The organism is Micromonospora fluostatini (assembly GCF_050410825.1).
GTDB lineage: Bacteria > Actinomycetota > Actinomycetes > Mycobacteriales > Micromonosporaceae > Micromonospora > Micromonospora rosaria.
Genome location: NZ_CP191251.1, coordinates 7,197,905 through 7,215,663 on the forward strand (window position 1 = coordinate 7,197,905; position 17,759 = coordinate 7,215,663).

Annotated in this window: 17 protein-coding genes and 1 pseudogene; 5 read left to right on the top strand and 13 right to left on the bottom strand. The window is 72.4% G+C overall.

Annotation, left to right across the window (positions count from 1 at the left end; genetic code table 11):
* Window positions 1-159: 159 nt before the first annotated feature.
* On the top strand, window positions 160-1,563 hold the full coding sequence (locus ACQUFX_RS32135) for an MFS transporter (RefSeq protein ID WP_428963873.1): 1,404 nt from the start codon (window positions 160-162) through the stop codon (window positions 1,561-1,563).
* A gap of 62 nt (window positions 1,564-1,625) precedes the next feature.
* Here ACQUFX_RS32135 and ACQUFX_RS32140 read toward each other — a convergent pair whose 3' ends face one another.
* The 10 genes from ACQUFX_RS32140 to ACQUFX_RS32185 all read right to left on the bottom strand — a co-directional run bounded on the left by ACQUFX_RS32140 (window position 1,626) and on the right by ACQUFX_RS32185 (window position 10,926).
* On the bottom strand, window positions 1,626-3,308 hold the full coding sequence (locus tag ACQUFX_RS32140) for a glycoside hydrolase family 13 protein (RefSeq protein ID WP_428967145.1): 1,683 nt from the start codon (window positions 3,306-3,308) through the stop codon (window positions 1,626-1,628).
* Window positions 3,309-3,407: 99 nt separating this feature from the next.
* Window positions 3,408-4,457: a LacI family DNA-binding transcriptional regulator gene (locus tag ACQUFX_RS32145; RefSeq protein ID WP_428963874.1), complete on the bottom strand. Its 1,050-nt coding sequence runs from the start codon at window positions 4,455-4,457 to the stop codon at window positions 3,408-3,410.
* Window positions 4,458-4,523: 66 nt separating this feature from the next.
* Window positions 4,524-5,489: a carbohydrate ABC transporter permease gene (locus ACQUFX_RS32150; protein WP_428963875.1), complete on the bottom strand. Its 966-nt coding sequence runs from the start codon at window positions 5,487-5,489 to the stop codon at window positions 4,524-4,526.
* 1 nt (window position 5,490) lies between these two features.
* On the bottom strand, window positions 5,491-6,540 hold the full coding sequence (locus ACQUFX_RS32155; protein WP_428963876.1) for a carbohydrate ABC transporter permease: 1,050 nt from the start codon (window positions 6,538-6,540) through the stop codon (window positions 5,491-5,493).
* A gap of 73 nt (window positions 6,541-6,613) precedes the next feature.
* A complete protein-coding gene (locus ACQUFX_RS32160; protein ID WP_428963877.1) occupies window positions 6,614-7,957 on the bottom strand; it encodes an ABC transporter substrate-binding protein in 1,344 nt (447 codons plus the stop codon).
* Window positions 7,958-8,222: 265 nt separating this feature from the next.
* Window positions 8,223-8,717, bottom strand: coding sequence for a TspO/MBR family protein (locus ACQUFX_RS32165; RefSeq protein WP_428963878.1), 495 nt, complete (start codon window positions 8,715-8,717; stop codon window positions 8,223-8,225).
* 208 nt (window positions 8,718-8,925) lie between these two features.
* Window positions 8,926-9,069, bottom strand: a complete 144-nt coding sequence (locus ACQUFX_RS32170; protein ID WP_169807178.1) for a GPGG-motif small membrane protein — start codon at window positions 9,067-9,069, stop codon at window positions 8,926-8,928.
* Between the two features lie 42 nt (window positions 9,070-9,111).
* Window positions 9,112-9,837 (bottom strand): metallophosphoesterase family protein, encoded by a 726-nt coding sequence (locus tag ACQUFX_RS32175; RefSeq protein WP_428963879.1) that lies wholly within the window; start codon window positions 9,835-9,837, stop codon window positions 9,112-9,114.
* A 10-nt stretch (window positions 9,838-9,847) separates the two neighbouring features.
* Window positions 9,848-10,123, bottom strand: a complete 276-nt coding sequence (locus ACQUFX_RS32180; protein WP_428963880.1) for a hypothetical protein — start codon at window positions 10,121-10,123, stop codon at window positions 9,848-9,850.
* Window positions 10,120-10,926 carry a nucleotidyltransferase family protein gene (locus ACQUFX_RS32185; protein WP_428963881.1) on the bottom strand — a complete coding sequence of 269 codons (807 nt, stop codon included), beginning with the start codon at window positions 10,924-10,926 and terminating at the stop codon, window positions 10,120-10,122. Before ACQUFX_RS32185 ends, ACQUFX_RS32180 begins: the two co-directional genes overlap by 4 nt.
* Here ACQUFX_RS32185 and ACQUFX_RS32190 point away from each other — a divergent pair.
* Window positions 10,862-11,545: pseudogene (locus ACQUFX_RS32190) on the top strand (dTMP kinase); the annotation flags it as partial. The gene ACQUFX_RS32185 and the pseudogene ACQUFX_RS32190 sit on opposite strands and share 65 nt — an antisense overlap.
* 274 nt (window positions 11,546-11,819) lie before the next feature.
* Here ACQUFX_RS32190 and ACQUFX_RS32195 read toward each other — a convergent pair.
* Entirely contained in the window at window positions 11,820-12,512 is a 693-nt protein-coding gene (locus ACQUFX_RS32195; RefSeq protein ID WP_428963882.1) for an SDR family NAD(P)-dependent oxidoreductase, read from the bottom strand.
* A 202-nt stretch (window positions 12,513-12,714) separates the two neighbouring features.
* Here ACQUFX_RS32195 and ACQUFX_RS32200 point away from each other — a divergent pair, with 202 nt between their 5' ends.
* From ACQUFX_RS32200 to ACQUFX_RS32210, 3 genes are all read left to right on the top strand, one after another.
* Window positions 12,715-13,629, top strand: a complete 915-nt coding sequence (locus ACQUFX_RS32200; RefSeq protein WP_067373837.1) for a MurR/RpiR family transcriptional regulator — start codon at window positions 12,715-12,717, stop codon at window positions 13,627-13,629.
* Window positions 13,626-14,567, top strand: coding sequence for an N-acetylmuramic acid 6-phosphate etherase (locus ACQUFX_RS32205; protein ID WP_428963883.1), 942 nt, complete (start codon window positions 13,626-13,628; stop codon window positions 14,565-14,567). The genes ACQUFX_RS32200 and ACQUFX_RS32205 overlap by 4 nt, the downstream gene beginning before the upstream one ends.
* 439 nt (window positions 14,568-15,006) lie before the next feature.
* The gene (locus ACQUFX_RS32210) at window positions 15,007-15,996 is read left to right on the top strand and encodes a sigma-70 family RNA polymerase sigma factor (RefSeq protein WP_211272157.1); all 990 of its coding nucleotides are present in this window, start codon (window positions 15,007-15,009) and stop codon (window positions 15,994-15,996) included.
* A 185-nt stretch (window positions 15,997-16,181) separates the two neighbouring features.
* Here the strand turns inward: ACQUFX_RS32210 and ACQUFX_RS32215 are convergent, their stop codons facing one another.
* Both ACQUFX_RS32215 and ACQUFX_RS32220 read right to left on the bottom strand, forming a co-directional pair.
* Entirely contained in the window at window positions 16,182-17,156 is a 975-nt protein-coding gene (locus ACQUFX_RS32215; protein ID WP_428963884.1) for a C40 family peptidase, read from the bottom strand.
* Between the two features lie 250 nt (window positions 17,157-17,406).
* Window positions 17,407-17,736 carry a DUF3817 domain-containing protein gene (locus ACQUFX_RS32220; protein ID WP_428963885.1) on the bottom strand — a complete coding sequence of 110 codons (330 nt, stop codon included), beginning with the start codon at window positions 17,734-17,736 and terminating at the stop codon, window positions 17,407-17,409.
* Between the last annotated feature and the right edge of the window lie 23 nt (window positions 17,737-17,759).

Below are 17,759 nucleotides of genomic sequence, written 5' to 3' on the forward strand. Positions count from 1 at the left end.
GCTCCGTGTCCGGTGCCCCGTTCGTGGGGCAGCTCGAAAGGACGCGCGAAGCATCTCCCGTCCCGGCGGTTCCCCGTCTCGGGCGGCTCCCCGGTGCCGGCGGCTGAGGCTGGGGCGGCCGTGGACAGAGGGTGGGACCGGTCGGGATGGGGGACGCGGGTGCTCAGGGCGTGGGGTGGGAATTCGGCGCACCGGCTCTACAGCGTCGTGGTCTTCGTGCTGCTCGCCTCGCTGGACAACGTGGCGATCGGCCTGGTGCCGCCGCTGTACGGGCCGATCGCCGGCTCCCTCGACGTACCCCAGCGGATGATCGGGCTGGTCACCGCCGCGAGTTTCCTGGTCAGCGCGGTGGCCGCGGTGGCCTGGGCCTATGTCGGGGACCGGACCAACCGTAAGCCGCTGCTGATGGTCGGCACCCTGCTCTGGGCGGCCGGCACCGCCGGCAGCGGGCTGGCCGGCGGCTACGCCACCTTCCTCGCCGCCCAACTGCTCGCGGCGGTCGGGCTCGGCGCGGTCGGCTCGGTCGGGTTCTCGGTGGTCACCGACCTGATCTCGCCCCGGCGGCGGGGCCTGGTGATGAGCTTCTGGGGGCTGTCGCAGGGGGTTGGCACGCTGGCCGGGACGCTGACCGGCGGACTGCTCGGCGCGACCGACTGGCGGCGGCCGTTCCTGCTGCTGAGCGTGGTCGGGCTGGTCGCCACGGTGGCGTACCTGTTCACCTACGACGTCCGGCGCGGGCAGAGCGAGCCGGAACTGGTCGACGCGCTCGCCGCCGGGGCCGACTACGAGTACCGGATCAGCCGCGCCGACCTGCCCCGGATCCTCGACCGCCGGACCAACCGGTGGCTGATCCTGCAGGGGCTGACCGCGCAGGCCGCCTTCGGCTCGCTGGTCTGGCTGCCGGTGCTCTTCGCCGAGCGGGCCGAGCAGCAGGGGTACTCGGCGGCCACGGCGGTGGTGGTGGGCAGCGTCTTCGCCACCCTGTTCCAGCTCGGCGGGGTGTTCTCGATCGTGGGCGGGCTGGCCGGCGACGCGCTGCAACGGCGTACCCCCCGGGGACGGGCGCTGGTCGCGGCGGTCGGCATCCTCGCGGCCGTCCCGTTCTACGTGGTGCTCTTCTTCGTGCCGATCAGCATCGACGTGCCCGACGGCGCCGGCACCGGCGCGGTGGTCGGGGCGGTGCTGTCCAGCGTCGTGACCGAGCCGACGGTCGGGCTGAGCCTGCTCACCGCCGTCTTCGCCCTCGCCCTGACCTCGGCGAACTCGCCCAACTGGTTCGCCCTGATCGCCGACGTCAACCCACCCGAGCACCGGGGCACCGTGTACAGCCTCGGCAACCTGGTCAACGGGGTCGGCCGGGCGGCCGGCAACGGCCTGGTCGGGGTGGTCTTCCACGGGCTGCGGGCGGCCTTCCCACCGCCGCTGAACTACGCGGTCGGGCTGGCCGCGTTCCAGCTCTTCTTCGTGCCCACCGGGATCATGTACTGGCTGGCCTCCCGGACCGCCCCGCGCGACATCGACACCGTGCACACCCTCCTGCACGACCGCGCCGACCGCCTGTAGCGGGTGTAAGGAGGGGCCCCTTATTAACAGACGCCTGTTAATAAGGGGCCCCTCCTTACACCTCAGCGGTACCAGACGGTGGCGTCGGTGGGGACCCGGCCGGCGTCGTCGAGCGGGGCGCTGGCCTGCACGACCTGCGCCCCGGCCGGCAGCGGCACCGGATCCGGGCCGAAGTTGGTCAGCACGGTCAGCCCGCCGTTGGTGAAGCTGAGCACCGTGTCCGGGGACTCCCGCCAGCGCAGGGTGCCCCGGCCCAGGCCGTGTTCCCGGCGCAGCCGCAGCGCGCCCCGGTACAGCTCGTACGTCGAGCCGGGCACCCCGCGCTGGCGGTCCAGGGCGTACTCGGCCCAGGACGGCGGCTGGGGCAGCCAACTCGCGTCGGTCGGGCCGAAGCCGTACGACGGGGCGTCGGCCTCCCACGGGATCGGCACCCGACAGCCGTCCCGGCCCCGGTGCGCGCCCCCGGTCCGGCGGAAGGTCGGGTCCTGCCGGACCTCGTCGGGGAGCGTGGTGTGCTCCGGCAGGCCCAGCTCCTCACCCTGGTACAGGTAGGCGGAGCCGGGCAGGGCGAGCATGAGCAGGGTGGCCGCGCGGGCCCGGCGCAGCCCGAGGGCGGCGTCCGGCTGCGGGTCGCCGATGCCGATGCCGTTGGGGCGCGGGGTGCCGACCGGCAGCCCCAGCCGGGAGGCGTGCCGGACCACGTCGTGGTTCGACAGCACCCAGGTGGTCGGGGCGCCGACCGCGTCGGTGGCCTCCAACGACCGGGTGATCACCGCGTACTGGGCCGGCGCGGTCCAGGCCGCCAGCAGGTACTCGAAGTTGAACGCCTGGTGCATCTCGTCGGGGCGGACGTACCGGGCCAGCCGTTCGGCGGGCTCCACCCAGGCCTCGGCGACCAGGATCCGCCCGTCGTCGGCGGACGAGCCGTACGAGTCGAGGACCTGCCGCCACTGGCGGTAGATGTCGTGCACCCCGTCCTGGTCCCACATCGGCGGGCGCGGCTTGTCCACCTCCTGCCCGGAGAGGATCTCCTGCGGCTCCTGCCAGTCGGCCAGGTCGGCCTGCTTGATCAGGCCGTGCGCCACGTCCACCCGGAACCCGTCCACGCCCCGGTCCAGCCAGAACCGCAGGACGTCCACGAACTCCGCCCGGACCTCCGGGTTGTCCCAGTTCAGGTCGGGCTGGGCGGAGTCGAACAGGTGCAGGTACCACTGGCCGGGCCGGCCGTCGGGCTCGGTGACCCGGCTCCACGCCGGCCCGCCGAAGACGCTCTGCCAGTCGTTCGGCGGCTCGGCGCCGTCCGGGCCGCGCCCGTCGCGGAAGACGTACCGCTGCCGCGCGGCGCTGCCCGGCGCGGCGGCCAGCGCCTCGGTGAACCAGACGTGCGCCGACGAGGTGTGGTTCGGTACCAGGTCGACGATGACCCGCAGGCCCCGCGCCTTCGCCTCGGCGATCAGCCGGTCCGCGTCGGAGAGTGTCCCGAACAGCGGCTCCACGCCCCGGTAGTCGGCCACGTCGTAGCCGGCGTCGGCCTGCGGGGAGGGATAGAACGGCGACAGCCAGATCGCGTCGACCCCGAGGTCGGCCAGGTGGTCGAGGCGGGCGGTGATGCCGGGCAGGTCGCCGACGCCGTCACCGTCGGCGTCGGCGAAGGACCGGGGGTAGATCTGGTAGATGACGGCTTCGGTCCACCAGCCGGGGGTGGCCCCGCCGGTGGCTTCCTGGTGGGTCGCGTTGGTGTTCAGGGCGTTCTCCCGTGTGTCGAGACGTCCGGTCGCCCGTTCATTGTGCCCAGCACGGCCCCCGCCGAAGCCCGCCCGCTGGTCGGGGCGATCGGTTGGCGGTCAGTCGGCGCGGGGCGGGGCGGTGGAGTCGCGGACCACCAGGCGGGTGGGGAAGAACACCGGCGCGCCGGCCCGGTCGCCGCCGGTGGCGCCGGTCGGGCGGGCCGCGAGCGCCCCACCGACCGGGTCGAGCAGGATCCGGGCGGCCAGGCTGCCCTGCTCCGCCGCCGGCTGGGCGATGGTGGTGAGCCCCACCACCCCGGCCAGGTCGTGGTCGTCGATGCCGATCACGCTGACGTCCTGCGGTACCCGCAGGCCGGCGTCGCGCAGCGCGCTGAGCGCTCCCATCGCCATCTCGTCGCAGGCGGCGAAGATCGCGGTCGGCGGGTCGCCCCGGCGCAGCAGTTCCTCGGTCGCCCGGGTGCCGCCGTCGATGGTGAACTCCGACTCCACGTCGAGGCTCGGGTCCGGCTCCAGCCCGGCCGCGCGCAGCGCCTCCTGGTAGCCCTGACGCCGGTCGAGGTGGGTGGTGAAGGCCAGTTCGTCGTCGGGGTCGCCGGAGATGTGCGCGATCCGGCGGTGCCCGAGGTCGAGCAGGTGCCGGGTGGCGGTCCGCGCGGCGGCCACGTCGTCGATCCGGACGCAGGGCCACCGGGGTACGACGCTGCCGGAGCTGATGGTGACGCCGGGCAGGCCCAGCTCGGCCAGGGCGGTCAGCTCGGTGGCGCGCAGCGGGGTGGCGACCAGGATGATCCCGTCGGCGCGCTGGTGCAGGTTCGCCGTCCGCAGCACCCGCTGCCGGATCTGCTCCCGCCCGCCGAGGTTGTACAGCAGCAGGTCGTACCCGCCGTCGTGGAGGAACTCCTCGACCGCCTCGACGACGGTGCTGAAGAACCACCGGGTGATCCGGGGCACCACCACCGCCACCGTCCCGGTCCGCCCGCCGGCCAGCCGGGAGGCGCTCGGCGAGACGGCGTACTGGAGCTGCTCGGCGGCGGCGAGCACCCGACGACGGGTGGCCGCCGAGACGGTCGGCAGGCCGCGCAGCGCCCGGGAGACGGTGGCCGTGGAGACCCCGGCCAGTCGGGCGACATCATCGATCCTCGTCACGTACACCCCGCTCCGTCACCGCCTCCGCCGCCACCCGGTGCCGGGCGGCGGCGGAGGGCGGTCAGGTCAACCCTTCACGCTGCCCGCGAGCAGGCCCCGGACGAAGTAGCGCTGGAGGGAGAGGAAGACGATCAGCGGTACGACGATCGAGACGAACGCGCCCGCGGTCAACCGTTGCCACTCGTTGCCCCTGGTACCGGCCATCTCGGCCAGCCGTACGGTCAGCGGGGCGACCTCGCTGCCGCCACCGGCGAAGATCAGTGCCACCAGCAGGTCGTTCCAGACCCAGAGGAACTGGAAGATGCCGAACGCGGCCAGCGCCGGGGTGATCAGCGGCAGCACGATGGTACGGAAGATCTTCGGGTGGGTGGCGCCGTCCACCCGGGCCGCCTCCATCAGGTCCTTCGGCAACTGCGAGACGAAGTTGTGCAGCAGGAAGACCGCCAGCGGCAGCGCGAAGCAGGTGTGCGCGAACCACACCTGGATGAACCGCTCCTCGCCGGCGAGGTCCCACGGCGGCATCAGCGTCACCCCGCCGAGGCTCACCCCCCGGGAGAAGAAGCTCAGCAGCGGTACCAGCGCCATCTGCAACGGCACGATCTGGAGCGCGAAGATGCCGATGTAGAGCCAGTCCCGGCCCCGGAAGTTGATCCAGGCCAGCGCGTACGCCGCCATCGCCGCGAAGGCGAGCGGGAAGAGCACCGAGGGCAGGGTGATCACCAGCGAGTTGATGAAGTACCCGGCGAGCTGCCCGGAGGAGGCGCCCCGGCCGAAGAGCACCTGCTGGTAGTTCTCCAGGGTGAACTGCGGGTCGCGGAAGAAGGTCCACCAGCCGGTGGTCTTGAGCTGCTCCTCGGGCCGGAACGAGGAGACGAAGAGGCCGAAGGTGGGGATGGTCCAGACCACCGCGATGACGATCGAGGCGATCGTCGCGGTACGGCTGGTCAGCCGCTTGCGGACCCGGCCGGCCGTGGTGGTCGGGGTGCCGCCGCGCGTGGCGCCGGTGGCGAGCGGGGGAGTCGTGGTGGTCATGTCAGCCCTCCCGCTGCTGGCGCAGGTTGCGGATCTGGTAGATCACGATCGGGATCACCAGGACGAAGAGCACGACCGCCAGCGCCGAGCCCTGCCCGTTCTCGCCGTACCGGAACGCCTGGTTGTACATCTCGTTGGCGACCACGCTGGTCTCGTAGTTGCCGTTGGTGGTGGTCCGGACGATGTCGAAGACCTTGAGGGTGGCGATCGAGATGGTGACCACCACGACGATCATCGCGGGCTTGATGCTCGGCAGCGTGATCTGCCGGAACATCTGCCACGGGGTGACCCCGTCCAGCCGGGCGGCCTCGACGATGTCCGCCGGGATGGCCTTGATCGCGGCCGACAGCACCACCATCGCGAACCCGGCCTGGATCCACACCATGATCACGATGAGCAGCAGGGTGTTCAGCGGCGGGTCCTGCAACCACTGCCGGGGCTCGCCGCCGAGGGCGACCACCATCTGGTTGAGCAGGCCGATCTGCTCCTGCTCGGCGCCCCGGTAGGCGTAGACGAACCGCCAGATGATGCTGGCGCCGACGAACGAGATCGCCATCGGCATGAAGATCAGTGACTTGGCCAGCGCCTCGAACCGGACCCGGTCCACCATCACCGCGTAGAGCAGGCCGATCGTGGTGGCCACCAGCGGCACCAGGATGACCCAGGTCAGCGTGTTGGTCAGCACCCGGACGATGGAGTCCTCGCTGAACATCCAGCCGTAGTTGCGCAGCCCGACGAAGTTCTGGCTGTCGCCGTCCATGAAGGACAGGAGGGTGGTCCGGATCGCCGGCACCACCAGCCCGATCAGCAGCATCAACACGGCCGGCAGCAGGAAGAACAGCGCGAAGAGCCCCTCCCGCTGCTGGTACCTCCCGGGCAGCGGGGCACCGCTGGCGGAGGCCGCCACCAGTCGCGCCTCCCGTCGCCGGGCGAACCAGGCCGGCACCACGTCGAGCAGCACCAGCATGCCGCCGACCACGACGACGAACGCCACCAGGCCGTAGAGCAGCATCAACAACTTGCCTTGTTGTTCGACGAAGTCGAACTCCATCCGTCCCTCCCCGGGTCACGGCCGCGACCGGTGGTCCGGTCCGCTGAGAAACGGACCGGACCACCGGGTCAGATCACTGCGGCCAGCTGCTCTCGATGCCGGAGAGGACACTGGCGGTGTCCTTGCCGTTCAGCCACTCGATCATGCCCTTCCAGAAGGTTCCGGTGCCCACGGCGGCCGGCATCAGGTCGGAGCCGTCGAAGCGGAACACGGTGTTGCTGTCCTGGAGGAGCTGGACGGAGAGCTTGTCCACCGGGTTGGGGACGTTCGCGAGGTCCAGCTTGTTGTTCGCGGAGACCCAGTCGCCGATCTTGGCCCGGCTGTTGGCGTACTCGCCGGAGGCGAGGTACGTCTGCACGGCCTGCACCTCGGGACGGTCGGTGAAGGCGACGGTGAACTCGCCACCGCCCAGCACCGGCTTGCCCTTGCTCGGGTCGATCGCCGGCAGGTAGAAGGCGAAGACGTCGCCGTCCTCGGCCACCTTGGTGCCCTCGGGCCAGTTGTTGGCGTAGAAGGACGCCTGGCGGTGCAGGGCGCAGTCGCCCTGCGTGATCGGCAGGCCGGCCTCCTGGAAGGCGGTGGTGGTGATGCTCCGGACCCCGCCGAAGCCGCCGTTGACGTACTTCTCGTTCTTGAGGATCTGCCCGGCGCGGTCGACCGCCTCGGCCACCCGCGGGTCGTTGAACGGGATGGCGTGGGTGGTCCACTGGTCGTAGATCTCGGGGGTCTGCGTGCGCAGCATCAGGTCTTCGATCCAGTCGGTGGCCGGCCACCCGGTGCCCTCACCGGACTCGACCCCGACGCACCACGGCTTGGTGCCGCTGGCGGCGATGGTGTCGCTGAGCTTGATCAGGTCGTCCCAGGTCTCCGGGATCGTCCAGCCCTTCTCCTGGAAGGTCTTGGGCGAGTACCAGACGAAGGACTTGACGTTCGAGCCCAACGGCGCGCCGTAGAAGGTGCCGTCGACGGTGCTGTACTTCAGCCAGTCGGCCGAGTAGTTCTGCTCGGCCATCGTCTTGGTGTCGGCGCTGGCGGGCTTCAGCTTGCCGCCGGTGGCGAACCGCTGGATCAGGCCCGGCTGCGGAACGAACGCCAGATCGGGAGCGTTGCCGCCGTCCACGCGGACGTTGAGCTGCGCCTCGAACTCACCGCTGCCCTCGTGGTCGATCTCGATGCCGGTGCAGTCGCTGAACTCCTTCCAGGACTCGTCGAGGCGGTCGGCCTCGATCTCCCGGATCGAGGAGTAGATGGTCACCGTCTTGCCGTCGTGACCCTCGTACTTCTCGTAGGCGGAGCAGTCCCCCGAGCTCGCGTTGTTCTCGCTGCTGTCGCCGCTGCCGCAGGCGGTGGCGCTGAGCGCCAGCCCGAGCACGCCGGCGATCGCGAGGGCCTGGCGTGGTCTGGCAAAGACCGCCATGCCGTCCTCCTTCCTAGCCGGCGCGGTCGCGAAGGGCAGCGCCGGTCCGATGGGCGTGCCCAACATGTAAGCGCTTTCATCTATTGGGGTCCACCCCTGACCGGACACGACCGAGTAACAATCCGGAAACCGAAGGATCACCTGGTGGGCGCGCTCCCACCAGCGTCGTCGGGTGCCTCCGCAGGGTGATCGCAAGCGCGGAAAAAGCCGCCCGGAACGCGGTTCGGCCCCGGTCGGCGACGACCGGGGCCGAACGAAAGTCCGCTCACATGTTGAGCTGCCAGATCGAGAAGTTGAGCGCGGCGGCGAAGGTGACCCAGGCCCAGTAGGGGAGCATCAGCAGCGCCGCCGGTCGGGAGACCGGCCGGAAGAGGGCGACCGTGACGCCGATCGCCAGCCACAGCACGACGATCTCGGCGAACGCCAGCCCGTACTGGCCGGCGCCGAAGAAGAGCGGGGTCCAGACGGCGTTCAGCACCAGTTGGGCGAGCCAGGCGTACACCGCCGGCCCGAAGCCCGCCCGGCGCCAGGCCAGCCAGCCGGCGACCGCGATCATCGCGTACAGCACCGTCCAGACCGGCCCGAACAGCCAGGACGGCGGGGCCCAGGCGGGCTGCTGGAGGTTGCCGTACTCGGTGGCGGCCCCACCGGTGCCCAACCCGCCGACGACCGCCGCGACGGCCACGGCGGCGCCGAAGCCCAGCAGAGCCCACCAGGTGCGTGCGCCGGCGTCGCGCCGGACGCCCTCGGAAACAGCCATGTCGATGAAGATGCCCGGCGTCGGCCGGGACAAACCACGCCGGGCCGCCCCCGGCGCCCGGGGCCGCCTCCGATCGTGGTCGCCGGGCCCGGAGGGCGGGCCCGCACGAGAACGCCGGGGTCGCCGGGACCGGGGACTCCTGTCGGGAGGACGGAGTTCCGGTTCCGACGACCCCGGCGGGTCGAAGGGTTCTCGACGGTCGACGGCGTCAACTGAAGATGCTGACGCCGCCCGGGCCCACCAACAGCCCGATCACGATGAGGACGATGCCCCACAGGATCTGCCGGCGGAAGAGCGCCAGCACACCCGCTACCACCAGGACAACTGCGAGAATCCAGAGAATGAGGTCCATGAACGTTGAATACCCGGGCGGGTGATTTCGGAAACCCGGTCGTCAGTCGACGTGGTCACCCAGTTCGAACACGCTGTACGCCTGCTTGATGACCGGGTGGGCGACGTTGCGCACCCGGACGCCGCCCGGGGTGGTGCCCCGCTCGGAGCCGTGGTGTGCGTGCCCGTGCAGGGCCAGCGCGGTCGGCGCCGAGTCGATCGCCTGGCCGAGCTGGTACGACCCGAGGAACGGGTAGATCTCCAGCGGCTCGCCGGCCAGCGTGTCCGGCACGGGGGAGTAGTGGGTCAACGCCACCAGCACGTCGCAGTCCAGCCCGCGCAGGGCCGCGCCGAGCGCGTCGGCGCTCTCCGTGGTGGTCCTGACGAACGCCTTCATCTCCGGCTCGCCGAAGTCGCTGGCGCAGCGCCCGGCGAAGCCGCCGCCGAAGCCCTTCACCCCGGCGATCCCGAGCCGGCCGCCGGTGCACTCCAGCACCACGCCGTCGCCCTCCAGCACGGTGATCCCGGCGTCCTCCAGCACCTTCACCACCTGTGGCACCTGGTCGCACTGGTACTCGTGGTTGCCGAGCACGGTCACCACCGGTACGCCCAGCCCGCCGAACTCCCGCGCCACGCAGCGCGCCTCGGACTCGGTGCCGTGCCGGGTCAGGTCCCCGGCCAGCAGCAGCGCCTCGGCGTGCCGCGGCAACTCGTCCAGGGCGGGGCGGAACCGGCCCACCACGTCCTCGTCCATGTGCACGTCGCCCACGGCGGCGATCCGGATCACCATGACACCTCCCTCACGGCAACTGCTCCACGTCCGTGGGCGCCTGCGCCCGGATCACCCCGATGTCGGTGCTGACCGGCACGTCCGGGAAGCGCTCGCTGACCCGCCGCAGGATCTCCGCGCGCCGGTGCGCGCTCTCCACCTCGCCGTACAGGACCAGGCCCCGTTCGGTCCAGACCACGCTGATGCCCTGCTCGGCGACGGCCGGGTCCTCGGCGAGCAGCCGGTGGATCTCCGCCTCGACGTACTCGTCGGGTGGCCCGGTGCCGCTGTCGTGTTGCTGGGTCACGGTGCTTCCTTCCCTCCCGGTGGGCCGCCGTACGGCACCACGTCCAGCCGGTCGAGCAGCACCAGGAACGCCTCGGCGTACGGCGAGTGCTGCGTCTCCTTCCGTACCCGTTCCCAGTCGATCTGCTCCCGCAACGACCGGGCCAGCGGCAGGCCGCGGGCGAAGTCGCAGTAGTGCTGGGAGAAGCTGAGCAGCTTGTGCACCATCAACTGGGTGGCCGACAGCACCGGCATGTGGATCGCGTCCACCGGCCGGACCACCGTGTCGGTGAACGTCTCCTCGGTCACCGGGGTCTCGATCGGCCGGTGGATCAGGTCCACCATCCGGTCGCCGTCGAAGACCTTGACCAGCCAGTCCTCCGGCGGACGCTCGGTGCGGAAGCCCGCCGCGTCCAGCTCGGCCAGGGCCCGGTCGACGTCCTCGCCCCGGATCAGGAAGTCCACGTCGTGGTCGCTGGAGTGCCCGCCGTGGGCGTACACGGCGAAGCTGCCGCCGAGCGCGAACGGAATCGCGGACTGCTTGAGCACGGCGGCGACCTTCTTCAGGGTGTGTACCAGCGTCTCGTCCCCGCGCTCCGCCATCTGCGCCTCCCGTCGTGCCCACTCGGACCGGTCGTTCGATTGCCGGTTGCGTACCCGGCATTCCGGTTGTCCACACCTGCCCCCGGCGCGTTCGGTGACGCCGGGCCACATAACCGGCATCGGGGCACACGAGCGCGCGTCGGATAGCCTGTGGAAGGTGTCCAGATCACGGCGGGCGCGGCGCGGCAGGGCCCGATTGCGCGCCGTCGCCCTGATCGGCATCGACGGATCGGGCAAGACCACCCAGGCGTACCGACTCGCCGAGGCGCTCAGCGCCGCCGGCCGTCCCGCCACCTACCACCGCAACGCGGGCGGTCGCCGCTGGCTCGGCCGGCTGGCGCACCGCGTCGGCCGCGCGGACGCCCAACGGCTCGTCGGCCGCAGCGGACTGCTCGTCGTGGAGTCGGCGCTGCGCTGGCTGGCCATCGCGACGGCCCTGTTGAGCTGCCTGCTCACCGGCCGGACGGCGGTGATGGACCGGTACACCGCCTGCCAGTACGTGAGCATCCGGGCGCACGGCGGCCAGCGGTGGGAACGCCTGGCCCGGGTCGGGTACCGGCTCTTCCCGCCGCCGCAGGTCACCTTCCTGCTCGCCCTCGACCCGGCCGAGGCGTACCGCCGGATCGAGGAGCGCGGCACCGACCACGAGACGATGGACTACCTGACCGCCGCCGACGCCGCGTACCGGGCGCTGCCGGAGGCCGCGACCTTCGTGGTGGTGGACGCGGGACGGCCGATGGACGAGGTGACCCGGCAGATCCACGCCTACCTCGACGGCTGGCTGCCCGCCGCGACCGTGCGAACGGGGACGCCGCCCGCCGTGACGCCGCCCGCCGTGCCCGCCGCGACGGTGCCCGCCGTGCCCACCGAGCCGCCCCCGCCCGTGGCGCCGCCCGGCCCGCCGGTGGTGACGGTGCCGCCCGTGCCGGTCCCGCCGGTGGGGTCGGGGGTGCCGGTCACCGGGACCGTGCCGCCGACCGTGCCGGCCATCGCCCTGCCGCCCCCGCCGGTCGACCCGGGGCCGCCGGTGGCGCGCAACGGGCCGGTGGCCCAGGCCCGACCGTAGACCGGCTCAGCCCCGCCGTGGACGGGCTCAGGCCCCGCCGTGGACCGGCTCAGGCCCGACCGTAGACCGGGACGGTCGCGCCGCTGGTCGGTGCCGACTCGTCGCCGGCCAGGAAGCGGACCACCGGCGCGATCTCGGCCGGGGTGACCCAGCGGCCGTGGTCGGCGTCGGGCATCGCGGCCTGGTTGGCCGGGGTGTCGACGACGCTGGGCAGGACGGTGTTGCAGCGCACCCCGAAGCGGCGGTACTCGACGGCCACCGCGTTGGCGAACGCGAGCACGGCCGCCTTCGCGGTGACGTATCCGGCCGCGCCCGGGAAGGGGGTCACCGCCGCGCGGGACGAGACGCAGACCACCGCGCCGCCGCCGGCCGCCACCAGGTGCGGCAGGGCGGCCCGGGTGACCAGGTGGGTCGGCCGGAGGTTGAGGGTCAGCATGCGGTCGAACTCCTCGACCGGGGTCTCGTGCACCAGGGCGCCCCCGGCGTACCCACCGACCAGGTTGACCACCGCGCGCAGCGGGGCCGCCGGGTCGGCGGCGGCGACCTCGACGGCCCGCTGCGCGCCGGCCGGGTCGGTGAGGTCCGCGACCAGCGTGACCACGCCGCTCGCCGCCGGCCGCCCCGGGGCGTCACCCGTCCGCTCGGGTACGACCACCCGCCAGCCGGCCGTGACGAAGGCGGTGGTGACCGCTCCGCCCAGCCCGCCCGCGCCCCCGGTCACCAGCACACTGCGTTCCGCCATACCGCACACCGTAGCTTTCGGACCGTGATCGCACCGGACGGTGTCGGCCGGGCAGCCGTCCGGCGGCCCGGCCCGGCCCGGCGGCCGAGCCGGTGGTGCTGCGGAAATGGCAGGCTGCCAGGGTGGGCGGGCCGGTCACGGCGCGTCCCGCATCGAGGGAGCGGTGGTTGACGCTCACGCGCGGTGAAAGTAAGTTTCATCCGTGGTGAAAAGTCCGAAGATTTCCGCGAGTCGCGAGCCGGGTGGACTGATCGTCCACATCAGCGGTCTGCTGCCGTCGCTGTCCCCCGCCGAGCAGCGGGTCGCCCGGCTGGTGGTGGCGGACCCGGCGGACGCCGCCCGGCGCACCATCACGGACCTCGCCACCGCGGCCGAGACCTCCGAGGCGACGGTGATCCGGTTCTGCCGCTCGGTCGGCATGGACGGCTACCCCCAGCTGCGCATCCGGCTCGCCGCCGAGGCGGCCCGCCGGGTGGAGCCACCGGACGCCCGGGTGGTCGGCGGCGACATCCCGCCCGGGGCCGACCTGGCCCAGATCATCGCCACCATCGCCTTCAACGACGCGCGGGCCGTCGAGGAGACCGCCGAGCAGCTCGACCCCGCCGTCTGCGAACAGGTCGTCGAGACCATCTCCGCCGCCGGCCGCATCGACGTGTACGGCGCCGGGGCCAGCGGTTTCGTCGCCTCGGACTTCCAGCAGAAGCTGCACCGCATCGGCCGGACCGCGTTCTACTTCCCCGACGTGCACACCGCGCTCACCTCCGCCGCGCTGCTCGGCCGGGGCGACGTGGCGATCGGCATCTCGCACACCGGGACGACCTCGGACGTGATCGAGGTGCTGGAGCAGGCCCGCTCCCGGGGTGCCACCACGGTCGCCCTGACCAACTTCCCGCGCTCCCCGATCACCGAGGTCGCCGACCTGGTGCTCACCACGGCGGCCCGCGAGACGACCTACCGCTCCGGTGCCACGGCCAGCCGGCTCGCCCAGCTCACCGTCGTCGACTGTCTCTTCGTCGGGGTGGCGGCGCGCAACCGGGCGCGGGCGAAACGGGCTTTGGAGGCGACCGCCGAGGCGGTCCGGGGCCATCGGGTGGGCCCGGGGCGGAGGCGGGGGTGACGTCCGGCCGGGTCGACCCGGCCGGGCCGCAGCGGCCGGCGGTCCGGGTGGGCGCCGCCACCGAGGGCCGTAACCCGCAGAGCCTCGACCTCGACCTGCTTCCCACCCGGGAGGTGCTCACCGTGATCAACGAGGCGGACCGACGGGTACCGGGGGCGGTCGGCGCGCTGCTCGACGAGATCGCCACCGCCGTGGACCTGGCGGTCGCGGCGCTGCGCGCCGGCCACCGGGTGCACTACTTCGGCGCCGGCACCTCCGGCCGACTCGGCGTGCTCGACGCCGCCGAACTGACCCCGACCTTCAACGCCCCCCGGGACTGGTTCTGCGCGCACATCGCCGGTGGGCCGACCGCGCTGTGGCGGGCGGTGGAGAACGCCGAGGACGACGACCGGACCGGCGCGGCCGAGGCCACCGAGTGCGTCCACGCCGGTGACCTGGTGGTCGGGCTGGCCGCGAGCGGGCGTACCCCGTACGTGCTGGGGGCGCTGGCGGCGGCCCGGGCCCGGGGCGCGGCGACGGTGCTGGTCTGCGCCGATCCCGGGGCCGGGGCGGCGGCCTCGGTGGACGTCTTCGTCGGGGTGGACACCGGCCCCGAGGTGGTGACCGGGTCGACCCGGATGAAGGCGGGCACCGCGCAGAAGCTGGTGCTGAACACCTTCTCCACGGCGGTGATGGTCCGGCTCGGCCGGGTCTACTCGAACCTCATGGTCGACCTGGTCGCCACCAACGCCAAGCTCCGCGGCCGGGTGCTCTCGATCCTGGTCGAGGCGACCGGGTGCTCCGAGGAGGTGTCCCGGCGGGCCCTGCACGAGGCCGACGGTGACCTGAAGACCGCCCTGGTGTCGCTGGTCTCCGGGGCCGGGGTGCCGGCCGCACGGGCCGCCCTGGCCCGCGCCGCCCACCAGGTGCGCGGCGCCCTCGACCTGCTCGCCACCTGAGCACCCGGGGCCGCGCGCCTGGAGGCCGCCGGTGCGACCCGGAACACACCCCGGACCGGGAGGCGACACGCGCGTCGGATTGTTCCACCAGACGTGGGGTAATCCATGGACACGGGTGAACCGGCCGTCCCGGCGGGCCGTATTCGTTCAGTGACCAGGATCGCAGCCGGGCGGTGACCCGGATCGCTGTGCATCCGGGGACGCAATGGTGCGATTGTCCCGGGCGGCCCGTCGACCCGCTGACCCCGTGACGCCCACCGGCGAGTCACCCGACGGGGGGTGCTGACAGCAAACATGGATCGCGCTCTCAGCAGATACTCAGGCGTTCGTGACACTTTCGACTCACGACATGGAATCCCTGACACGTCCCGGCTGTTGTGTAGGTGTCAGCACGGCGGGGCACTCATTGAGGGACGGGGGAGGGCTGATGAACGTGGGGATGGCAAAGAACCGGGCAACCGGCGCTAGCGAGGGGACCGTGGGTAACGTGGACAAGAACATCGGCATGCGGACCGACGAGGTTGCCGAGGAGCGCGACCTGGTCGGAGTCTACCTTCACGAGATCTCCCGGACGCCGCTGCTGGACGCCGCCAAGGAGGTCGATCTCTCCAAGGCGATCGAGGCCGGCCTCTACGCCGAGCACCTGCTCGGCGAGGACCGCGTCCCCGCCGGTGTCGACCGGGACGACCTGGAGCGGGTGGTCGCCGAGGGTGAGCGGGCGAAGGACCTCTTCATCCGGGCCAACCTGCGACTGGTCGTGTCGATCGCCCGCCGCTACGTCCGGTCCGGGATGCCCATGCTGGACCTGATCCAGGAGGGCAACACCGGCCTGGTCCGCGCGGTCGAGAAGTTCGACTACGAGCGGGGCTACAAGTTCTCCACCTACGCGACCTGGTGGATCCGCCAGGCGATCAGCCGGGCCATCGCCCAGCAGGAGCGGACCGTGCGGCTGCCGGTGCACCTGGTGGAGGACGTCAACCGGATGCGCAACGTCGCCCGTCAGCTCACCCGTGAGCTGGGCAGCGACCCGGAGCCGGAGCAGATCGCGGCGGCCCTCGGGGTGACCGTGGAGCGGGTCAACGAGCTGGTCCGCTGGTCCCAGGACACCGTGTCGCTGGACACCCCGGTCGGCGACGACGGCGACACCAACCTCGGTGACCTGGTCGCCGACAGCGACGCCCCCTCGCCGGAGGACATCGTCCTCACCGGGCTGGAGCGGCAGCGGATCGAGGGCCTGCTCAACCACCTCGACGACCGCTCCGCCGGCATCATGCGGGCCCGGTACGGGCTGGAGGACGGCCGGGAGCACTCGCTGACCGAGGTCGCCTCGCGCTTCTCGCTCTCCCGGGAGCGGATCCGGCAGTTGGAGATCCAGGCGCTCGGCCGGCTGCGGGAGCTGGCCCGCGCCGAGGGGCTGCAGGCAGCCTGACCGATGGGCCGCCCCGACCCCGGCGGCCGGTCCACCCGGACCGGCCCGAACCCCCAGGACCGACCTCCCGGCGTACGGGCCGGTGACCGACCCGCCCCAGCACGGCGCGTCGGCGACCGACCCGCCGGAATGCCGACGGCCGGCGTCCATCAGTGGACGCCGGCCGTTCGCCTCTCACCGGTCCGTCAGCGGACCCGGCCGTAGCCGTACGGGGGCATCAGGTCGACGCTCCGCTTCTCGACGTGCCGGCCGAAGGTCGGGGCGTGGATCACCTGACCGTCGCCGACGTAGAGCGCCACGTGCCCGAGGCTGCGGTAGAAGACCAGGTCGCCGGGGCGCAACTCGCTGCGGCTGATCTTCGCCACGGTGTTCCACTGCATCTTGGTGTTGTGCGGTAGCGACCGGCCCGCCGCCTGCCACGCGGCCGAGGTCAGCCCCGAACAGTCGTACCCGTTCGGGCCGTCGGCCGCCCAGACGTACGGCTTGCCGATGGCGCCGTACGCGTACCGGACCGCCACCCCGGCCTTGCCCGAGACGGCGGGGGCCTCCTTGGCCGCGCTGCCCGCCTTCCGGGCCGGCTTCTCGGTCGCCGACCCGTACGCCGTGCGGCGCAGCTCGTAGAGCCGGTCCAGGTCCTTCTCGATCTTCTTCTTGCCGGCGGTCAACTGCTTCGCCTGCGCGGCCTGCCGGGCCAGCGTGGTGTCCAGGCTGCGCTGCTGCTCCAGCAGCCGGCGCTGGTCGGCGGTGAACCCGGCGATGCGGGCCTGGCGCTGCCGGGTGAGCTGGTCGAGCGTGCCCAGCCGTTCCGCCAGGGTGCCGGAGCCGCCCGGGGAGAGCAGGGCGTCGACCGTCTGGAGGCCACCGGTCTTGTACGCGGTCACCGCGATCTCGCCGACGTCGGCGCGGCTGCGCGCGGCCTGCTCCTCCAGCGGCCCGATCCGGGCCTGGAGACCGGCGGCGACCCGCTCGTTCTCCTTGATCTTCTCCCGGAGTTCGTTGTACGTCTCGACCACCCGCGCCAACTCGGTCGAGGACCTGTCGATCTGCCGTGTCAGCTCCGCCACCGTCGGCTCCGCCGAGGCGGGGGAGGCGGGGACGACCAGCGCGGCGACGAGGCCGGCGGCCACCAGGGGACGCAGCAGATCCCGAAGGGACGACAAGAGCGGCCGGCTCCTCTCCCATCGGCCGCCGGGAGCCTGCGCGGCCTCGGCGGCACCGGCCCGGGGCTGTCCGGGTGGACCGCGGTCGACCGGTCCGGCCTGCACAAGGTAACCCGGAACCAGAGGTACCGGCGTTCATTGCCGGGACGCATGTGACAAAAGTGCGCCGTGACCTGCCCGGACCGTCACCCGAAGTGGTGATCCGTGGTCCGCCGGTCGGCGTCGGTGGCCGCCGGAGGGTCCGGTGGACTCAGCCGGCCACGGTCTGCGGCGTGCGCTCCGGCCGGGCCTCGTGCACCCAGTGGCTGACCCGGCGCTCCGCCCAGAAGGAGACGAACGGCACCGTGCCGGCGAGCATCACCGCCAGCATCCGCTTGAGCGGCCAGTCGGCCCGCCGGGACAGGTCGAAGGCGGCGGCCAGGTAGACCATGTAGAGGAAGCCGTGCGACGGGCCGATGGTCTCCACCACGACCGGGTTGTCGAACCCGTACTTCAACGGCATCCCGATCACCACCAGCATGATCAGCACGACACCCACGATCCAGGCGATCACGCGGTACCGGGTAAGGGCTGCGCCCACCTTCGTCCGTCCTTCCGAGCCGG